Below are 19,796 nucleotides of genomic sequence, written 5' to 3'. Positions count from 1 at the left end.
ATCAAACCAATTACTTACTTCTATGTCAGCACCTACGGATGCGAGTGGAAGGTGGTGGGGGCTGCATACGCTGGGCGGAATGTGTTCCCCAGCCGTAACGCGGCAGTCAGTCTCGCCCGTCATTGGGCTATGAATGTTCACAAGATGGCCGGGCGTCCAACGGGGGTAAGGGTGCAGCTTGAAGGCAGTGACCCGGAGGGGAATCCCCGGTGGGCTGATGACACGGTGTTTGGCTTGTAGGAAGCCCGCTTGGGTGGTCGCGCGAGAATCCTTCATAACGGTCGCCTTCAGGAGAAGCCATGAAGACCCTCAATGGAAGTTCGTACCACAGCACATCTTTGCAAGCCTCCCTGCTGGCTGTCGCCATCATGGCAGCGATCGCATTGCCTGCCCTGGAGGTGCGCGCGAGCACTTTGAACGGCTGTGAATCTCGGCCCGGCGCCATGCGGCAGAAGGGTGAGAACTGGCCTTCGATCGGGACTGCTGTGTACGAAGCACTGCGTCAACCTCAACGAGGCTGTCTCGCGCCGCAGGGACAGGCATGGGTCATCGCCCCCAATGGACGCTTCCTGCCCGTACGTGCGCTCCTCCCGGAAGGAACGTCATCCACGGTGCACTACGAGGTGCGAATGCAAGGGACATCCCAAGCAGCGCTGCCCGATACCACGATCGCCCCGCTCGCTGTAAGCGGTGACTATTTTCTGGCCGACGGCACAGGCGACGGTAGCGATCTCCCGAGCGTGGATGATGGCTCAGAGGGTGTCGCAGCAGGTCGTAACGCCCGGGTTTCGGCTACAGGTGCGTTGGCCCTTGGCCGAGATGCTGTCGCAGAGGGGACCAATAGCGTGGTGCTGGGTTCGGGTGCCTACGTGAACGCGGCTGGCGGGTTGGGGGGGGACTTTGACGGCGCCATCGCCATCGGCAAAGAAGCGCTTGTTTCGGGTGCCGGGTTCGGTGGCGTTGCTGTCGGCATGTCCAGTGCTGCAGAGGGTGACTATGCAACCGCCATTGGTGCCGACGCCAAGGCGCGCGCTTCGAAGGCGCTTGCCTTCGGCCAGGCGGCGCAGGTCGGTGGTGAGAGCTCAGTGGCGTTCGGTGCCGATTCCGTTGTGCAGTCCGCGACCCGCGCTGTAGCACTGGGTGCCCAGTCCGAAGCTGATGAGGACGATACGGTATCGGTAGGCAATGCAAGCTTGAAGCGTCGCATCACCAACCTCGCCGACGCTGAAAAGGAGACGGATGCCACCACCTTGAAACAGGTCCGAGGGCTGATTGCTGAAGTAGCTGCAGGCGATACGCCCTACGTCAAGACCGATGGTCTCAATGATGGTACGGACGATGCAGCCGTGGTGGCCGGCACTAGATCGGTGGCAATCGGTGCGGGCGCCAATGCACCCGCACAAGGCGCTGTAGCGCTTGGAGCTGGCTCAATCGCTGATGTGGACGGAAGCGTGTCCTTTGGCAGCGCAAACAATGAGCGGCGCCTGATGCACGTGGCGACCGCCGTGGACGATACCGATGCCATCAACAAGAAGCAGTTGGAAGATGCCCTAGCCAATGTGGGCGGTGGCGCTGGCTCGCCCTATCTCGCCGCAGATGGTGTGGCGGGCGAGGAGGCCGAAGTCGGTGCGGGCTCGAAATCGGTCGCGTTAGGTGCCAATGCCAGCGCAACTGCAGCCAACGCGGTCGCCATCGGTACGGCGTCTGTAGCGGCAGAAGCCAACACGGTCTCGATTGGTGCGGAGGGCAGCGAGCGCCGGCTGGTGAATGTCGCAGCAGGCACTAAGACCACCGATGCGGTGAATAAGGATCAGCTGGATACGGTAGACGGCAAGGTTACCGATGTAGCCAATGAAGTGTCGGCTCTGGATGGTCGGCTGACCACCGCCGAAGGTACGTTGACCTCGCTGGATACCCGCGTGGGCACCGTGGAAACCGACCTTGGCGCAGTGCAGAGTACTGCGGTGTTCTATGACGATGCGACCAAGCGCACGGTTACCCTCAACAGCGGTGGTGCGGCGGTCGTCCTGAAGAACATCGCCGATGGCGTGGATGGCACCGATGCGGTGAGCAAGCAGCAGCTTGAGGCTGCAGTGGCCGCTGCCGGTGGTGATGGTCTCCAGTGGAATGCAACCGACAACCTCTGGGACGCCACTCACGGCGGTACTGCGGGCAAGCTGTCAAACCTGTTGAGTGGCACAATTGGCCTGAACAGCACCGACGCGGTCACGGGTGGCCAGATCTACGGCCTGGGCAACAGTCTGGCCACCGCATTGGGTGGTGGAGCGGCCCTGGCAGCGGATGGTACGTTGAGCGCGCCGAGCTACACGCTCAGCGGAAACAACTACACCAACGTAGGCGATGCGCTCAACGCGCTGAACAGCGCCATTGGAGCCGGCGGTACTTCGCCGTACTTTGCCGCCAATGGCGCCAATGACGACACCGACAATGCCAGCGCGACCGGCGCCGGTGCCGTGGCGATCGGTGCAAACTCGACGGCGACCGAAGCTAACACGGTCTCGTTTGGTGCGGTGAAAAGCGAGCGTCGGCTGGTCAATGTTGCGGCAGGACAAGGGGACACGGACGCGGTGAACCTGGCGCAAGTTCGCCAGTTGATCTCCGATGGTGCTGCAGGCGGCTCTGGCCTGCAATGGAACGCGGCCTTGGATGCTTGGGATGGAACCTTTGGCGGTAGCATCCAGCGCCTCACTAATCTTGCCCCAGGCGCGCTGAGCGCGTCCAGCAATGATGCGATTACTGGCGCACAGTTGTTCAACATGGGCAGTAGCCTGGCTGCGATTTTTGGGGCAGGCGCGAGATTCAACAGTGACGGAACCTTCACTGCGCCCAGCTACATCCAGTCGGGCACAGCTGCCAGTTACAACTCAGTGGGTGATGCGTTGGAAAACCTGAACGCTCGCACCGCGATATTGGAACAGAATGGCGGCGGCAGTCCGGGAAACGGCTTTGACGCATCTCCTGGTTCGCCTGCCGTTGCGGCTGGGGCCAACTCCGCGGCAATTGGTAACAGCGCGTTGGCTGCCGCGGACAACAGCGTTGCGCTCGGGGCAAATTCGGTTGCCATTCGCGCAAATACGGTTGCCGTAGGAAGCACCGGTGCCGAAAGGCAGGTCACCAATGTAGCTGCAGGTACCGAACCTACTGATGCAGTCAATGTGCAGCAGATGCAGAAGAACGCCGAGGAAAACCTGGCGAAAGCAAAGGCATATGCCGATGAAGTCTTTCAGCAGGCTACCGCCTTGCCGGGCATGCAACTTGAAGCGCTGCGAGGCGAAGTCAACGAAGGAATGCGACAGATCAACAAGCGCATTGACCGCCACGGCGCCATGAGCTCTGCGACGGCCCACATGACGGCCAGCGCAGCCAATATCCAGACTACCAATCGTGTCGCCGTGGGGCTTGGTACGTCCGAGGGTAGTCAGGCCCTATCGGTGGGGTTCCAGCGTCAACTGAGTGACAAGGTGTCGATGTCGATGGGGGCCGCCTTCAGCGGTAGTGAGCAGAGTGCTGGCGTTGGTGTGGGCGTTGGCTGGTAGCCGTCGATCAGCTCGCGGTCGATTCGACATGCGCAATCAACATGAACAGTATGGGGTGGCCGATGAATCGCTTGACGCGTCTTCTGATTGCCTTAGCCATGGTCGCCGGCATGAGCGCTTGCGACCACGGTGCAGATACCGGTAATCCCCGGCTTCAGGGAATAAATGCGGAGACCATTGATTGTGACGATCAGGACGACTTTGCGAAGGGCGTCGAATATCAGGTAGGGGACAAGGTCAGAAATCTAATGCGTTATACCAGTTCAGGTCCCGGCGACGGCTTACCGCATCTCTTTGAGTGCCTGCAAAAAGGCTGGTGCAACCAAGAAGCCTATGAGCCTGGCGGTGATGGGACTGGAACTGCCCACTGGGAGACGGGGGCCTGGAAAGATCATGGCATCTGCGCAGACAGCAATCGTCTGGTCATCAATTTCCCGCAAGGCGTAGTCGAGCCTGCAGGAGTAAGCAGCCGCGCCTCCGCAGAAGCTACACGCAAAGCCGCTGCACTCACGGGTCGCCTGGAGTGCGCCGGATCCCCGCCACAGCCTGTGTCTGGAGAGATGGGCGGAAAGGTGACGCTTTCCAATATACCGAAAGGTACCTGCGTGCTGATCATGGATCCCTCGCCCAGCGCGACTGCCATGAACGCACCCGCCGTGTTTGAGTTCCCCAACGATAAGGGATCATCCCCTTCCATCACATTGAAATATCGGCGGCTCCAGGACCCCTCCAGACTGGTTACGCTTCCGGGATACAAGGTGGAGACTTTCATCGCAGGTCTGGATCAGCCAAGGCAGATGGTGACCAATGACGATGGAACGCTGCTCTTCGTGGGAACCAGCGCCATCCGCACCTGGGTGGATAATGCGCGACATGCCAGCATCATCTACGCCATTGAGCTGGACCCAGAAACGGGTGTGCCGGGCAAGGTTCATGTGGTCGATGCGGGGCTTGAAGAGCCGCACGGCGTGGCGTATCGGGATGGTACTCTCTACTATTCAACCGTTGGTGCGCTCTATCGCATCAGGGACATCGACACCGTATATAAGGGTGGCCTGGTTGCCCAGCGTGATGAAGTGCTGAAGTTCCCGGCAGACGATGTCAAGTTCCCCCTGCTGAAAGAGGCGCGCGACGGTGATACGGCGCGCGAGCAGCACCAGAAGCACCCGTTGTTCTTCAACCCCTACAACAAGGACGATCCGTCGCTGTACACCGCAGTCGGAATTCCCTGCAATGTCTGCCGCGTACCCAAGGATGATCGTTACGGCACGATCATGAAGATCGACGTCGAAAAGAAGACGTTTACTCTGCTCGCGCACGGCGTAAGAAACGCTGGTGGCTACGACTGGAACCCGCAGGACGGAAAGATCTGGTTTACGGACAACAATCGGCAGGGTACTAGTGTCGACACAGTGGTCAATGGTGATGAGCTGAACGTTATCGACGGCACGGCATTGAAGCATTACGGCGCACCCTATGTCTTCGGTACGACGGTGCCTGGTTACACCCCAAAGGAGTACGATGCCCGGGCCAATCTACCTACATTGGCGATTCCCCGTGGTGCGCAATTGGGGGATATTAAGCCGGGCGAGATCAGCGCAAGGCCCTATGTCAAGCCTGTGCATATATTCCAGCCAGGCGCGGCCCCGATCGGAACCCGATTCTGGAAGAGCCATCCCGCAGAAGACGGTGGCCAGCGGTTACTGGTTGCTCTTCACGGCAGCGGAATATCCGGCCGCCGCGCGCAGACGCTGGCTACAGTGAGCGTCAATGGCGTCAAAGTTAACAGCGTCATGCCGCTGGTGACCGGATTCCGCCTGAGGGAGGACGGCAGCGATGCTATGTGTCTTGGCACGGAAGGCTGTATCGGCCGCCCAACGGACCTGTATGAGATGAAGGACGGCTCGATGCTGGTCTCCGACGACGTCTCGGGAGTGATCTATCGAATTACGTATTCGGATGTCGGTCTGCCTGACACAGCTTTGACTGTAGCCATGCCGGCCCCTCCCGAGTCTGCTGTTTCTGCCGAGCTGATCCAGGCGACGCTTGTAGATAGTGCTGGAAAAGCGCGTGAGCTCAGCATTCCGTGGTCTGGAAAGGCGTCGATCAAGGGCTTGCCGGTGGGCGACTATGAGGTGACGCTGGGTCGGACGGCCGCTGGCGGCTGGGTGCCGGAATCACGCACAAATACTATCGCCCTTGTTGCGGGTACGCCGACGACGCTCGTAGCAAAGTACAAGAAGCGCCCAGAAAATCTTGAGGTTCCGCTGGAACTTACAGCCCCCGAAAAGCCACAGGGCGCCTTGTCTTCAGCGTGGAACGTCGTCGTGCGCTCGGACGATGGGACCGAGCAGGCCAAGAGCATCCCATGGGGCGATAAGGGTAGTGTCACACTGGACTACGGCACGCACACCATCCTCTATCCTTACACGGAGAAAGCATATCCAAAGCTCGATAAGGAAAGCGTAGAGGTGGAGGACGAGGACGCATCGTTCACCAAGACCATGGAGTACGTCGCCGTCGATAACCTTGGCAAGCATATGCTGACGGAGGGCCCTTGCGCCAGTTGCCACTCGACCGGAGATTGGAGCAATGGAACCGTTGATCCTTTCAAATGGGATGCGGTCCAAGCGCAGCGTGGACTGCAGGCAAAGATCTCGTCAATGAATGTCCCCGGGCATTGCGATACGGTTTGCCAGGATGAGATTGCAAGCTACCTGTTCAACGATGTATGGAAGGACAAGCTCGTTGGAAGCGAGCGCGGGCCGCGGCAGATGCACATGCTGTCAGCAAGTGACCTTGTCTATACCATTCGCGATATATTTGGCGTAGCGGTCTCCTTGGACGATGTGCCTGCGGATATGGTTAACGCTGACGGCATGTTCTTCTACGAGAGCGAATCCGCGGACTCGATCATCACCAGTAGCCGCGCAAGGAAGTACTACGGCGTCGCGATGAACGTCATGTCACAGCTCGATGAGGATGAGCTGAAATCTAAATTCGGGACTGACGCGGCAGGATACGTCGGGGCACTGGGCAAACTCCTGTTCCGCCGCAGCCTCACACCGAGCGAGGTACAACGCTATTCAGCAATTTTCGACGCGGCTCCTGCGGAATCTGCGCGCAATACAGCGGTCTCGATGATGATGTCTCCCCACTTCATCTATCGGTCTGAACTGGGTGCAAAAGCCGGAGTCGATGGAGACTTCGAGTTAACTGGGCCAGAGCGTGCAACCCTCTTGGCCTACAGCATCTGGGGCACAACGCCTGATGCCAGCCTGATAGATCTTGGTGAGTCGGGCGGGCTAAGCACCAAAGCGGCTGTCAAGACAAAGGCGCTCGAGATGATGAAAGATCCTAGAGCGGCTGAGCAGATGGCGAAATTTGTCTCCTACTACATCGCGGTGCCCGCGTCTCAGAAGGTCTCACCCAAGGAAGGCCTATCGGACGAGCTTATTAATGCCATGCGTCAAGAAATAGCGCTCACCGTGAAGGATGTCTATCAAAATGCGGACGATGCTGATGATGAAAAATCGGCGTCCATCTACAGGATATTCAACCCTGGCTTCACCTTCACGAACAAGGATTTGGCCGCGCACTATGGCTTGTCCGGTGGGGGCACAGGTACGGATCTGGTCAAAACTCCACTCACGGGCGATGCAGCGAAGCGTTGGGGTGGCCCGCTGAACACCGGCTTGTTTGCGGTGGCGAACTCTGGCGAGGAGACCTCGGTGATCATGCGAGGCTTCAGGATTCGGCAGAACATGTACTGCCAGTCGTTCAAGGGTAACGCTGAGCGGGAAGGCGGGAACAACTTCCCGACCGATAGACCCATCTCCCAGCGAGAATACTGGGATGTGGTCAATGGACCGACCGCTGCAGAGGGCAAGTGCTGGACATGCCATAAGTACTTCAACGATACCGGTGCGGCAATGGAGAGTTATGGTCCAACGGGGCAGTATCGAACTGAGGAGCGAGGATGGAACGTTGGCTATCGTGACCAGAAAGTTGCCATTCGCACTGACGGGCCGTTTATCGATGACAAGGGCAGCGCCGTGCCCTGGATCGACCACATGCAGGACGTGCGGGACATTGCCCAGCATGTGGGCGCTCACGTGACCCCGCTGCAGTGCCTGGCGCAGGGCTATTACAGATTCACCATGGGTGCGCGCATGGACGGCGACAGCTATGCGGAGGTAAAGCGCATGGCGGAGAAACTGGCAAGCCGCGGCAGTCGCTTTAAGGACATGTTTGCTGAGACTCTCAGCAGCGATACCTATCTGGTGCGAAAAGAACGTCGGAAACAGGAGAGCACGCGATGAGTGCCAATAGCATCTTTAAAGGGAGGCGCCGCTTTCTGCTTGCCAGTGCGGCTGCAACAGCTGCGATCGCGGGGGGGGGGTATTTCCTCAGTCGGGACAATCTGGTCCGGATGGCGACGGCTGGGCGCGACGTGCGGGAAGGCGTAAAGCACAAAGTCATTTTCGTGGTGGTTGCAGATGGCTTGGCGACGACGCAGAGTTACGCGGGCTACAGCCCGCCGCCCGCCGCTACGCTGTCGGAAATCCAGGAGCAGGGACAGCTGCCACTCTGGCACCCATGGGATGGGGAGTTCGGTAAGTCCCCTTTCAATGACTACACTTTGGGTGAGCGCGGATGGGATTCGGAGAATTTCGTCCTAGGAACCGTGAGCTCGGAGCTCGAGAAGTATCGGGGGCGGTCCCTGTACCTGCGAGGAGTACGCGGCCACACCACCAACGATGGGCACGCGGGACATACGCACATACTTCGTGACAACGCGGATTCGGGTAGGTCTATCGACCAGATCATGGGAGATGCGCTCCAGGGGCTGAGTCGATCCGGTGCACTATACGCAGGAGATATCCGCCATAACAAGACCTACTTGGTGTCGTGGGCAGGCCGTGGGCTGCAGGCGGATATCGAGATGAATCCAATGGCGCTGTTCGCAAGCGTGTATCCCGGCATGTCCGCCCGCGGAACACGAGATGTGGGCGGAGCGAGCTTGCTGGATCCGGCGATGGAGGACCTGAAGGAGATCAAGGGCGGACTGACGGGTCCTGAGATGCAAAAGCTGGAGTCTCATCTTCAGGCAGCGGCGCAGGTCAAGGACCAGCTGGAGAGCGGAAAGGATCCACCAGAATCATGCAACCCTGAGGAAGGGCGGCCCGAATGGCAGGATCAATGGTTGTCCGATCTTCGTTACCGGTCCAATGTACTACGTGGACAGGCGATGGTCATCGCGAGCGCACTGGCGTGCGGAATGACACGCGTTGCGACGTTCCAGGTGGGCGCATCATCTGAAGAAACCAACCTCTACTATGAGGACGGAAAGTCGATCGGCAATGCCCATCAAAGCGCGCACCACGCCGTTCTGCCGGACAAAGAGGACGGCAGGGAGAACTATGCCCCGTGGCGCGACGCGAGAGTCTGGTATGTCAGGCGTGTTCGTGAATTGCTCGATGAGCTGGACAAGTATGCGGATCCAGATGTTCCGGATGATAGCTTGCTGGATCACACGTTGGTGGTGGTAACGAGTGAGCTTAGCGACGGGTTGCCTGAGCACCGTCGGGACATGCCGATGCTGCTGGTTGGGGGCGAGAAATCATTCGGCACCATGACGGGGTCCGGGAAGGGCCGCGCATACAATGTCCGTTGGCAGTGCGAAACCGCTGCCGCAGACCAGTATCAGGATTACAAAGACCAGGTCCGTACATCGCGAGTGTTCCACACCATCGCTGCTGCGGCAGGCGTGGCATCAGGATTCGATGCAGAGTCCGCACGTGCCGGTGCACCGGTTGAGGTGCTACGTGGGTTGTTCGAGGGCGTAGGCGATCCCATCCGGCGTACGTGAGTCGGGCTCATCTAAAGGCGCCGTTCAAAGCGCAGGTATGGTGCCTAGCTGGAGAGTGCATCGAGACTTTGAGCTGTGTGGTGCCGGGATTGGGTGATCGATTGCGTCGCGCGAGGATCCGCGGGGCCTGTACACTTACGACTTGGCGGGACTCGTTGAACCGGATGCCAGCCGGATATCCCGATAGGAAAGTTGCGTCCAAGCTACCCGTCGGGCTGGATTGCAGAAAATTGCGCCCGCCTTGGGTGTCCATGGGGTACCTCCAGAATGGCAGACCTGTAGACGTTTTGGGGTTGCAGCCATTGTCCGCCGAAGAGCTCATGGCTTGCACGAAGAGTAGCGTTTCCGCTCTTGGTGAAAATTAATGGAGTTGTCGACGCGATTCGAAAGCGCTTGGCGCCGACGCATGGTATCGGCTCGCGCGCCGCGCTCGGAAGCACCTGCAGCGTCCATAGTTGCATACTCGCGTGGAAGGCGTGGCTCTGGCACCGAGCGCTATGACAGCAAGGTGTGGCTGGGCGCGGTGGAAACGGGCTATGCGCTCCGCGGGGCTGGCGCCAGCAATGGCGGCATCTATCTGGAACTGCAGGTTCAGATCGGCTACAGCCGAGGGGACAGCCTGCGCCGCCTCGAAGCCAACGGCACCGTGGTGATCAGCAGCGGTGCCGATGGCCTGTTTGGCCGCCTGCGTGTGTGCCTGGCGGTCTTTACCCGCTGGGGCAACGGTGCTGCACAAGTGCAGCCGTAGATGGCCGCGCACTGGCTGCACAACTGTGCCGCTTCGGAGATGCGTATGGATGACGAACAGGTCGATGCCCACATTCCGCGCAGTCGTGCCGAGATCAGCGGTGGCGCATCGGTGGATGCTTAGCAAGGGCGTGGGCATCTGGGGTGGCCTGTTGCTGCAGAACGCCTCCGGGTATCGCCCGAGATTGAGTAGTGCGACGGTCTGGAGTCCAATCCTCAACGACAAGGAGATAGGACGTGAAGAAGCGCTTTTCTGAAGAATAGATCATCGGCGTTCTGCGCGAGACCGAGGCGAGTATGCCGATCAAGGACCTATGCCGCCAACATGACTTCAGTGAGGCCTCGTACTACCTGTGGCGCAGCAGGCTCGGTGGTATGAGCGTGCCTGATGCCAAGCGGCTCAAGGACCTGGAGGCCGAGAACACACCCCTGAAATAGTTGCTCGCCCAGCAGGTGTTCGAGAATGACGTCAACAAGGATGCGCTGTGAAAAAAGTGGTAACCGCACCGGCGCGCAGTTTCTGGTGCGGAGCATGCTCGAGAAAGGGCTGAGCGAACGGCGTGCGTTGGTGGTTGCACGCATGAACGCCAGCGCGCTGCGTTAGGAGCCCAAGCTAGACCGCAACATTGAACTGCGCGAGTAGATCGCCGTACTGGCACACCGGCATCGACGTTGCGGCGTGCATGATCCATCTGAACTTGCGAAACAAGGGGCTTGTCGTGAACTATAAGCGCGTGGAGCGCCTGTATCTGGAAGCGGGCCTGCAGGTGCGTCGGCCGAAGCGCAAGAAGGTGCCTGTCGGTGAGCGTCAGCCCTTGCTGCGCCCGTCCGCCGCCAATCATGTGCGGTCGATGCATCGTGTGTTCGACCGCACCGTGGAAGACCGAGTAATTAAGTGCCTGACCATCGTTGACGACGCCACCGACGAGGCCGTGGTCATCAAGGTGAAACGGGCCATTTCCGGGCAGGGCGTTGCCAGGGTGCTGGACAGGTTGGCCTTTCAGCGTGGTTTGCCGCAAGTGATCAGGACGGACAACGGCAAGGAGTTTTGCGGCAAAGCGATGGCGGCGTGGGCTCACGAGAAAGGAATTGCCCTGCGCCTGATCGAGACGGGCAAGCCGAACCAAAACGCTACGCTTACGTTGAGTCCTTCAACGGACCGTTACGCGATGAATGTCCCTGAACGATCGTTGGTTCGCGACGTTGCTACTTGCCAGGAACGGTATCGAAGGCTGGCGGCGTGACTGCAACGAACAACGGCCTAGAAGAGCACTTCGCGGACTGACGCCCGCCCAGTGCGCCGCGCAGTTGGCTGGCAAGAGGGCTAAAGTCGGCACCGGGCTCTAAACCCGTCCGCTACTCAGGACGGGGGGACGTCTCTCGCGCAACTCTGCCAGGTCGACCGTCTGGCGCTCGATGCCGGGCGTGCAGGTAGCGGTGCATGGCCCCAATCTGCTGAGCGACATTGCGTAGATCGGTCGTATTGATGGGGGCTTGCGTATCCTTTGAAGCAGTGGTCCATATCACGGATCCGAAATTCACCGGGGTTGGCCCGGTGCAGCGACGGCGCGGACGGTCTGCGCCACCTTGGAGCCCTGGGGTTTGGTATCGTTCTGGGCGGGCACTATCATCTGTCGAGATCAATCAGCCTTGGCCTAGGCGTCTACATAGCATCTCAAATTATCAAGGGCCGCTTCCGTTGACCAGGAGCGGGGTACGGCTTCTTTGACCGCACTCTTGAGCCTTACGCTTAAGGGATCTCGGGATGCGGAGGTTGGACAGAATAAGAAAGGGCGCCCGGAAGGGCGCCCTTTCTTATTCTGGCGTAGCGCAGGTCAACGCGTCGTCGCCCTTGCGTTCGGCTGGCCATCGAGCATGAGCACAGTATACGCTGCAGCAAGGTCCTCGCAGCGTGCGCCTTTCGGCCGATCGGGCTCGAAGGAAGCCTTGAACCGAACCCCCTATCCAGCGCCGTTTTCAGCTTGTCCGCCAGAGCTTCCCGCGCCTGGCCGGGATGGCATGTGCCCTAAATCTCCCAATGCAGCTTTGAGCTCCTGTTCACCTCTGCTCAGTCCCCGGAATGCATCCTGCTTACACGCCTTCATTGACGCCGCCTTGTTTCCAATTCCATAGAAGCTGTTGATGAAATGGTCTACTTTGCGGCACGTTTGGAGGTTACGGTCGTGTTGCCGAGCTTTTTCGCGATGACCTCACGGATTCTGGCATAGTTGGTGAAACTGCTGGATTGAATGACGCCCATGGAATGCTCTCTGGTTGCCGGAGATAGCACAATTGTCTGCCAGTGCCAGTGCCAGTGCCGGCGTCGAAGGTATCGAATCCTGTTGAATACCGATAGCTTCTAGTAGTACGTCAGGGTAAAGCGCGCGCGACCTCCCACACGGCCGTGTACCAGCGGGTCAGGGCCACTGCGAACGGCCAGGAACTGGAGTGGCACCTCGTGATGTCCCTGGCCGGCATCTTTCACCCACCACCTATTCAGCCCACTCGGGTCCATGGTGATCGGCACGCCACTGGGCTGCCTGATCTGGATGGCAACCCCGCTCGCGGTCGCTTCCGGGGTGGGGGTCAGCACATTGCGCGTACTTCCTGGGTCGTTAGCATCACTAAGGTGCAGGAAGACGTTCACTTCAGAATCGATATCGCCTTCACCGCCACTGCAATCCAGCTCTATCGAACGGGTGACCACGCGTGACTGGCCGGTGCTCTCGAACTGCTCAGGATCGATCCACCCCAGATCCACGGAGAGATCCGGCGTGCTGACGGCACAGGTAGGCTTGCTCTTGAAATGCAGGTACACATTTCCCGTGCCCAAGGGGCCCATGTCATGTTCAACGCCACCGCGGGCAAAGATCCTCATGGAAAGCGCACTGGTGCTCTGCATGCTGCCCGGTGCGGGGCGGTCTTCCACCTTGGCAACTTCATAGAGAAAGTTCGTGCCAGCAGGCAGTACTTCTGTCCAGCGGGTTGGCTGCGCGCCCACGTGCCAGCCAGGCTCGGCCTGGAAACCCGGCAGCTCCATCATCAGTGGCACCGCCCAGTTGACATGCTCGCGCGGCCTGCCGGGCACGACCACGGTCACCCGTTGCCCGATCAGCTGGCCGTGCTGGGTGAAGTAACCATCACGTACCGGCACCTGCCCGGCGTGCTGCTCATGTTCCAGGCTCAGGCGCATATCCTTGGCGGCCGGGCCTTCGTTGTGCATGCAGGCCGCCAGCAGCGGCTCCGTGAGGACCAGGCCTACGCGGTGCAGCGTCTGGCCAACGGCGATCTTGTCGGGGTGCTGGATGGACAGGTCGGTGCGTCCGCGCGATTCGCCGCCCTTGAAGAAGCACTGTTCGCGCGCAGACGCCGGCAGGCAAGAAACAGCTACGAAAGCAGTGCACGCAGCAAGAATGGCAGTAGGCTTCATGGCATGACCCGGGTGCGGAAAGAGGACGTAGAGGTTGCTGGCACCGGCCGTGTTGTTTCAGCGGTTTCGCGGAGTAGAGGATTGCAGGTGCGGACAGTGGCCGCCTCACGCAGGTCCACCTCGCATTCGATGGTCGCGGCTCCGGCTGGCCATTGGATGCGCACGCGCGGCACATGCGCGGCTGCAGCAAACCATGCCTGCCCACCTTGGCCGACCATGCCAAGGGCCTCGCCCTGGTCATCGAGGATCTTCGCGCCGAACGGAATGGGCTGGTCATGCGGCGCGCGGACGATGAAAGCGTGCTGGTTGCCCCGTTGTTCGGTTGCATACATCAGGCGGACCATCGCTCCGGCCGTGGGAACGGCAATGGCACGGGTGGACGTGAATTGGATGTCTTCTGGAATTCCGCGGGGGTCTATGTCGATGCGCGCCGTGCGATACGGAGTGAGGTGGGGGACCACGGCATAGCCTCGCCGATCCACCCGCATGCGGCCGTGGTCCACGGTTGCGCCCTGGGCAGCGGTGGCGTGCACCAGGCCGAAGGTGTCGCCAACGGTATGCGCAAAGGTCAGGCCGCCCTGATGGGCGACCACGCCGCCGGAGGCCCCGACGTTGAGCTGCAGGTGCCCTGGCGTCCAGATGGCACTGGCATTGGTGGCGGCGCGGTCGCCCTGGTAGAACAGGCCGGCATCCGCACCGGCTGAGCCCGCGCTTGATCGTTCGATACCACCGAAATAGTTCAGGGCATCGCTTGCGCTGGCTGACAGCCCCATACGTACCTGCTGCGCCCTACCGCTGACCGTTGACGTCGCCAGTAACGAGGGAGATGTCGCCGCGCGGCCAAGTGGTATGGACAGCGTCAGATTGACGCTAGTCTCGTCGCGGGCGTGCAGGCGACGGGTATCGACGGCCCTACTGCGGCGTGCGGCGATGGAGTAACTGGCCGATCGCCAACGGTGACTGTAGCCCGCCGAGAAGCTCGCCAGCGCGGCAGTATCTTCCCAGTAGGAGGTCCAGGCACCGTTGAACCATACCCGCCCTGCGTAGCCCGGCAACGCCTGGCTTGCGTTCAGTTCCACACGGCTGCGCGAGCGGCCGGGTTGCCAGAGCAGCGGGCCGGCATTGGCGGATCGCAGCGCAAGCAGGTCGCCCAGATCCAGGTAGCCGGTGGTCGAGTAGCGGTAGGCGGCAAGGGAAAGATGCGTTCCGGTCAGTGCGATGTCACGGCTGTACGTGGTGCGATAGGCGTACCCCCGCCAGTGCTCTCCGTTGGAGGGGCGCGCCGACGAAGTGGTCACGTCCGCAGACAGTCCACCGGCACGCGTGTTGAGTGCGACGCCGGCCACGGCGGCATGGTAATGCTGCGCCCTGCGTAGTCCTGCATGCACTGTCGTGGTGTTGGTGATGCCCTGTCGCCAGGTGGCTTCCAGCAGGGGCGTGGCGGGGAATCCCGCGCGGCCTTCGGTCTGCCCCACGGTTGCACCGAAGCGGTGTTGGCCAGGGCGAAGTAGTTGCGGCACCGCCGAGAAGGGCTGGATGAACCGGCGCTCGCGGCCATTGGCCTCCGTGATCACCACCTCCAGGTCGCCGTTGTAGGCGGTTGCGTAGAGGTCCTCCAGCAGGAATGGGCCGGGGGCCACGTTCGTTTCGTGCAGCAGGCGGCCCTGCTGGTAGATCTGGATGCGCGCCGCGCTTTCAGTTACGCCCTCGATCAGTGGCGCATAGCCGCGTTGCGATTGGGGCAGCATGCGGTCATCGGAGGCCAGCCGGATGCCGGTGAAACCCACGCTGCTGAACAGCTCACCCGAGGTATACCCCTGGCCAGCGCGCAGCGTCGCCTGCAACCGATGCAGGTCGCGCTGGAAATAGGTTTCACCGTTCTCGCGCCGCGCCGCCGTGCCATCTTCCCAGCGTAGGAATCCGTTATGGCGCAGGCGCCAGGCGCCAGCGTTCAGTCCGATTCTGTAGCCAAGCGACGCGACGTGGTAAGCACCACCCTGCCCGTCGCTGCGGTGGACGTTGGCACTATAGTCGAGCACGGCTGCAGGCGCTCCCTGGTCCCACTGCGACGGGTCCACCCAGTCGCGGCTGCGCCTGGCCAGAAACCGCTGCGGGATGTCCAGGTGCAATGCCAGTGCCAAGGGATCCAGGCGTGCCTGCGCATGGGGGAGGCGCGAAGACAGAGCTACACAGGGGGCAGGGCTGTCCGGTGTGTCGTTGCCCGGCTCCCCAGGTGGAGGGTCGAGGATGATGCCCCAGCGGGCAATGTCCGCAGCGGCCAGGCAAGGCACCAGCTGCCCCGGTTCCGCATCGATGAGGTGGACGGGCGAGCGTGCCAGCCACGTGTCATTGACATGCACATCCAGGGTGTAGACACCCGGCGCAATCGCACGCCCGGCTTCAAATTCGCTCAGATCAAGCGACTGGTCGGCTCCGCCGACAAGGAAGTGACGGTTGAACTGGATGTCTGCAGCAGGGTCTGCCAATGCAGTGGCACTGGATACCGCCGTCATCAGCGAGGCGCCGCATGACCACCGAAACAGCGGCGCCAAGGCAGCAGACAGCGTCGAGCGCTTCAACAGGTGTGATGGAATCATTGCAGGGGAGGACGATAGAAGGGAAGGGTCAAGGCGTGACAGGCCAATGCAGTACGCGCATGCCGCCGTGGTCGTTGATGACCTTTGCGTACGCTTGGGGGGCGGACGGCATTGCGTCGAGGTCGACGCTGAAGGCACGCGAGGCGTAGGGCTCGACCATGCCCCCTTTGCCGTCGCCGCCGCTGTGTGGAACGCGACGTTCGCCAAGCACCAGGCCAACTTCGCCGAAATTCACGTGGTAGGGCGTCGGGTTGGTCACCACCAGTGCGTGGCGGGTGCCGGTGTCACGCGCCAGATGCCACGTCAGCCTCTCCGGCGCTGCCGCCACGGGTTCTTTCAGCTCGTGGGGGCGCATGAACAGCTTGATGCGGGTGCGTGTTGCCATCTCAAGCAGATTCTCTGCCGGCGCGCCGGCCGGCCTGCCTGGAATTTCGTAGACATTCAACCAGTACGCCTGCTCCCTATCGGTAATCTTTGCCGGTGCAAGGTGCCGGATGCGCAGTGACTGCGCGCTGCCTGGCTGCAGGCGGAACACCGGAGGCGACATCACGAATGGCACCTCGGCCTGGTCCACGCTGACATCGCGATCTAGTTCGGTGATCCAGGCCTGCACAAGCACCGGCAGCGTGCCCGTGTTCTGCACAGACAGCGTGGCCTCCTGCTGATCGGTCGCGTAGACCAGACGGGTGCCTCCCAGGCGCACACCGGCCTGCGAAGGAAAGCTGGATGCCAGAACGACGGCCACGGACAGAGGCAGTCGCATCAGGCGGGGAATGTTCATGGCATGGATTCCTTATTGAATGGCCCAGGGGCAAGCGCCCTCCCCGACGGAGTGGGGCGACGCTTGCCGTACGGCGCTTACTCGTAGGTCAGTCGGTAGGACGCAGCACTGCTGACATCGCCGGGCGTGGTCGCACCCACGGCGTGGTAGCGGGCCGCCATTTGGATCAGTGCACTCTGCGCATCGACCTTGACCAGCTCCAGGCCGCTGCCGTCTTTGAGGTTGACGGTCTCATTACGCGCGTTGAGCAATTCAATCTGCACATTGTCGGCCGAGCCGGTGTTGCGCAGCATGCCGGTCTGGGGATCGACGTTGAGCTGATCGAACTCGATCGACACGCCGGTGCCATCCGCGCAGGTCTGCGCATTGCCGCGGATGGTAAGGCTGAAGGGCTTGTAGCCACCGGTGGCGCCAGGTGCATCCAGGCCATCGGATGAAAGCTTGGGCAGTACAATGGCGATGTCGCCACCGGTTCCTTGGCCGCCATCGACTTCGCAGGACAGGGCAACCAGGTTGCCGGTGATGGACAGGGTGCCAGTGTCATTGGCCTGTGCGGGCGCCATGGCCACAGCTACCGCCACGAGTGCGGTTGCGGCCGCAATGCTTCGCTTCATTGCATTCTCCAGAGGTGAGTCGTTCAAGGGGATGTCATGCCCCGGGCGCCGGCATTCGTCGCAGCGACCCAGGGCGTGGCCAGTATTCGAACCGCAGTGACAATCGATGTCTCGATGTCATTCGAATATCGGGCGCTGGATGCGACATCGCGGGCAGCGGAGGCGTCGTGCCAGCCGAGCATCCTGAAAGTGCCGGACATCCTGTGTCACCGTCGCAAGCGCACGCTCAGCGGCGGATGCGGCGCAGGCCCTGTGGCAGAACACCGAGCGGCTGCAGACCGGCTTTCGACGGAAACGCCTCGCCAGATTCGATGTAATTCGAAGCCCCTCTTTGCACCCCGCATCGAACAATCCACGCACGAAACACGCAGGGAAAGCCTGCGGGAAGAGGTGATGCCACAAGGAGGCGCAATGGAAGAACTGCCGCAAGAGCCCTATGAAATCGCTGTCATTGAACGGCAGGGCGCCGAGGCGTCAGCGGTCGCCGCGTGGCGCGGCCTGCTGCTGGCCGCGACCGAAGCGGCATCGCGGTGTGGCGCGGGTTCCCGTCGACTCATTGCCACGCGCTGGATGATAGATGCCGACGGCCAGCCTGTGCCATGCAGCGGCAATGGAGGGGCGCGTTCGTCACCGCTGTCGGTGATCGCACTGCCGGACGATTTCTGCGCCGCGCATCTGGACGCCCGGGGCGTGTCCCTGCTCGCTCGATGGCTGCGCACGCACCATGAAGGGGGCTCGACCATTGCGGCCAGTAACAGTGCGGCACGACTGCTGGAATGCGTCGGAGTGACACCCCTGGTGCCCAGCGCCTTACCCCATGCAGCCTGCATTCCACAGGTCGACGACACAGGCGATATTCTGACCGCACGCGGGGAAAGTGCTTGGCTGTACATAGGCCTGAGAGTCGTTCACCGGGTGTACGGTGCCGAGGTCATGGACATCACCGCCGCAAAGCTCGATCTCTGCCACCGCGCAATGGTCGCTGCAGGCCTGCATCACTTCGCACCGGATTTCTCGCACGGTGATCCCGCCGTCCTACGTGCGCAGCGATGGCTGCACACCAATCTGGCGGTCGGGATCGATCTGGAAGGGCTTTGCCGTGTGGCGGACCTGCATCCCAGGACGCTCCAGCGCCGGTTTTCCAGGGCGACCGGAACCGGGCCGATCGAGTATGCCCAGCGCATCAGGATCAGCCATGCGCAGCGACTGATCCTTCGCGGCGTACGAATTGGTGATGTGCCCCATCGCGTCGGCTACAGCGATTCGAGTGCCTTTCGCAGGGTGTTCCGCCGGATCAGCGGCTGCACACCCTCGATGTACGTAAGATATGTGTTTCGCTCCCAGTCACTGAGGTAGGGCGGGCATCGGTCCGGGTCGGGCGAGCTCGCCCGGCCTATGGCTGAGAACCGGCCTACGCTTCTCCGTCAAGCATGTTCAGCACCCTGTCCTGGAACCGGAACAGTTCCTGATCGGACCGGATTCCTAGTTTGCGGTAAGCGCTGCTCTTCTGCGTGCTGATGGTGCTCTGCTGCCGTTTGAACTTTTCTGCAATCGCCTTGGTGGGCATGCCTTCCAGGCAGCAGCGGAGCACCTCCCGCTCACGGTCGGACAGCTGCGCTTGGGGTGCGCGGCGATCCTCATCCAAGCGGCCGGAGGTCGGGATGTGATACTGGGCCCCGCGCAGTACCGAGCGCACGGTCTTCATCAGGGTGTCGGGGTTCTGCGATTTGCCGACGAACGCATGGGCCCCTGCCCGCAGGGCTGCGGTGATGTTGGACTGCAGCTCAATGGCAGAGACCACGACGATTTTGGTGGTCTGGTGATACTTGCGCAGCCGGATGAGCAGATTGAGCCCATCGCAGTCGTCAGGCGCCAGCTGATAGTCAACCAGGGCGATATCGGGCGGGTTGCGGGCCATGGCAAACAACAGCTGCTGTGAGCGGCTGAACTCGCCAGCGACGAAGAGCAGTGCATCCGAGCTGAGCAGGCGCACCAGGCCGCTGCGCACCACTGGGTGATCATCGAGGATCATCACCTTCTTGCGATCCGAGATGTTGCCGACGCTACGAGCGAGCATCGTCTCGGCGCTGGGTGGGGCATCGTGGCTGGTGTTCATCGGTGTGGTCTGCAGTGGCTGGAAGGGGGATGGGGGGGCTGCAAAAGGCCTTGCCGAATCCACCAGTGACTGCCGCACGGCC

Annotated in this window: 13 protein-coding genes; 8 read left to right on the top strand and 5 right to left on the bottom strand. The window is 61.2% G+C overall.

Annotated elements, in window-relative coordinates:
* The first annotated feature begins 299 nt into the window (after positions 1-299).
* The 7 genes from G4G00_RS12380 to G4G00_RS22000 all read left to right on the top strand — a co-directional run bounded on the left by G4G00_RS12380 (position 300) and on the right by G4G00_RS22000 (position 11,420).
* Positions 300-3,557 carry a YadA-like family protein gene (locus G4G00_RS12380; protein ID WP_164273941.1) on the top strand — a complete coding sequence of 1,086 codons (3,258 nt, stop codon included), beginning with the start codon at positions 300-302 and terminating at the stop codon, positions 3,555-3,557.
* Positions 3,558-3,619: 62 nt separating this feature from the next.
* Entirely contained in the window at positions 3,620-7,879 is a 4,260-nt protein-coding gene (locus G4G00_RS12375; RefSeq protein ID WP_164273938.1) for a DUF1592 domain-containing protein, read from the top strand.
* Positions 7,876-9,429, top strand: a complete 1,554-nt coding sequence (locus G4G00_RS12370) for a DUF1552 domain-containing protein (RefSeq protein WP_164273935.1) — start codon at positions 7,876-7,878, stop codon at positions 9,427-9,429. The genes G4G00_RS12375 and G4G00_RS12370 overlap by 4 nt, the downstream gene beginning before the upstream one ends.
* Before the next feature lie 406 nt (positions 9,430-9,835).
* The gene (locus G4G00_RS12365; protein ID WP_164273932.1) at positions 9,836-10,177 is read left to right on the top strand and encodes an autotransporter outer membrane beta-barrel domain-containing protein; all 342 of its coding nucleotides are present in this window, start codon (positions 9,836-9,838) and stop codon (positions 10,175-10,177) included.
* Positions 10,178-10,300, top strand: a complete 123-nt coding sequence (locus G4G00_RS22105; protein WP_275898498.1) for a hypothetical protein — start codon at positions 10,178-10,180, stop codon at positions 10,298-10,300.
* A gap of 140 nt (positions 10,301-10,440) precedes the next feature.
* The gene (locus tag G4G00_RS22005) at positions 10,441-10,614 is read left to right on the top strand and encodes a transposase (RefSeq protein ID WP_343161376.1); all 174 of its coding nucleotides are present in this window, start codon (positions 10,441-10,443) and stop codon (positions 10,612-10,614) included.
* A 245-nt stretch (positions 10,615-10,859) separates the two neighbouring features.
* Positions 10,860-11,420, top strand: a complete 561-nt coding sequence (locus G4G00_RS22000) for a DDE-type integrase/transposase/recombinase (protein WP_240336144.1) — start codon at positions 10,860-10,862, stop codon at positions 11,418-11,420.
* Positions 11,421-12,535: 1,115 nt separating this feature from the next.
* Here G4G00_RS22000 and G4G00_RS12355 read toward each other — a convergent pair.
* The 4 genes from G4G00_RS12355 to G4G00_RS12340 form a co-directional block, all read right to left on the bottom strand.
* Positions 12,536-13,606 carry a fimbrial protein gene (locus G4G00_RS12355; RefSeq protein WP_164273929.1) on the bottom strand — a complete coding sequence of 357 codons (1,071 nt, stop codon included), beginning with the start codon at positions 13,604-13,606 and terminating at the stop codon, positions 12,536-12,538.
* Positions 13,603-16,185, bottom strand: coding sequence for a fimbria/pilus outer membrane usher protein (locus G4G00_RS12350; protein WP_164273926.1), 2,583 nt, complete (start codon positions 16,183-16,185; stop codon positions 13,603-13,605). Before G4G00_RS12350 ends, G4G00_RS12355 begins: the two co-directional genes overlap by 4 nt.
* A 46-nt stretch (positions 16,186-16,231) precedes the next feature.
* Positions 16,232-16,984 carry a molecular chaperone gene (locus G4G00_RS12345; protein ID WP_164273924.1) on the bottom strand — a complete coding sequence of 251 codons (753 nt, stop codon included), beginning with the start codon at positions 16,982-16,984 and terminating at the stop codon, positions 16,232-16,234.
* A 77-nt stretch (positions 16,985-17,061) separates the two neighbouring features.
* Positions 17,062-17,625: a fimbrial protein gene (locus tag G4G00_RS12340; RefSeq protein ID WP_164273921.1), complete on the bottom strand. Its 564-nt coding sequence runs from the start codon at positions 17,623-17,625 to the stop codon at positions 17,062-17,064.
* Between the two features lie 87 nt (positions 17,626-17,712).
* Here G4G00_RS12340 and G4G00_RS12335 point away from each other — a divergent pair, with 87 nt between their 5' ends.
* A complete protein-coding gene (locus G4G00_RS12335) occupies positions 17,713-18,954 on the top strand; it encodes a helix-turn-helix domain-containing protein (protein WP_164273918.1) in 1,242 nt (413 codons plus the stop codon).
* A 55-nt stretch (positions 18,955-19,009) separates the two neighbouring features.
* Here G4G00_RS12335 and G4G00_RS12330 read toward each other — a convergent pair whose 3' ends face one another.
* Complete coding sequence (locus tag G4G00_RS12330) at positions 19,010-19,714, bottom strand: response regulator transcription factor (protein ID WP_164273916.1); 705 nt, start codon at positions 19,712-19,714, stop codon at positions 19,010-19,012.
* Positions 19,715-19,796 lie beyond the last annotated feature (82 nt).

Origin of the sequence: Stenotrophomonas sp. B1-1, from assembly GCF_010894375.1 — a bacterium.
Taxonomy (GTDB): Bacteria; Pseudomonadota; Gammaproteobacteria; order Xanthomonadales; family Xanthomonadaceae; genus Stenotrophomonas.
This window is presented reverse-complemented; position numbering and strand designations above follow the sequence as displayed.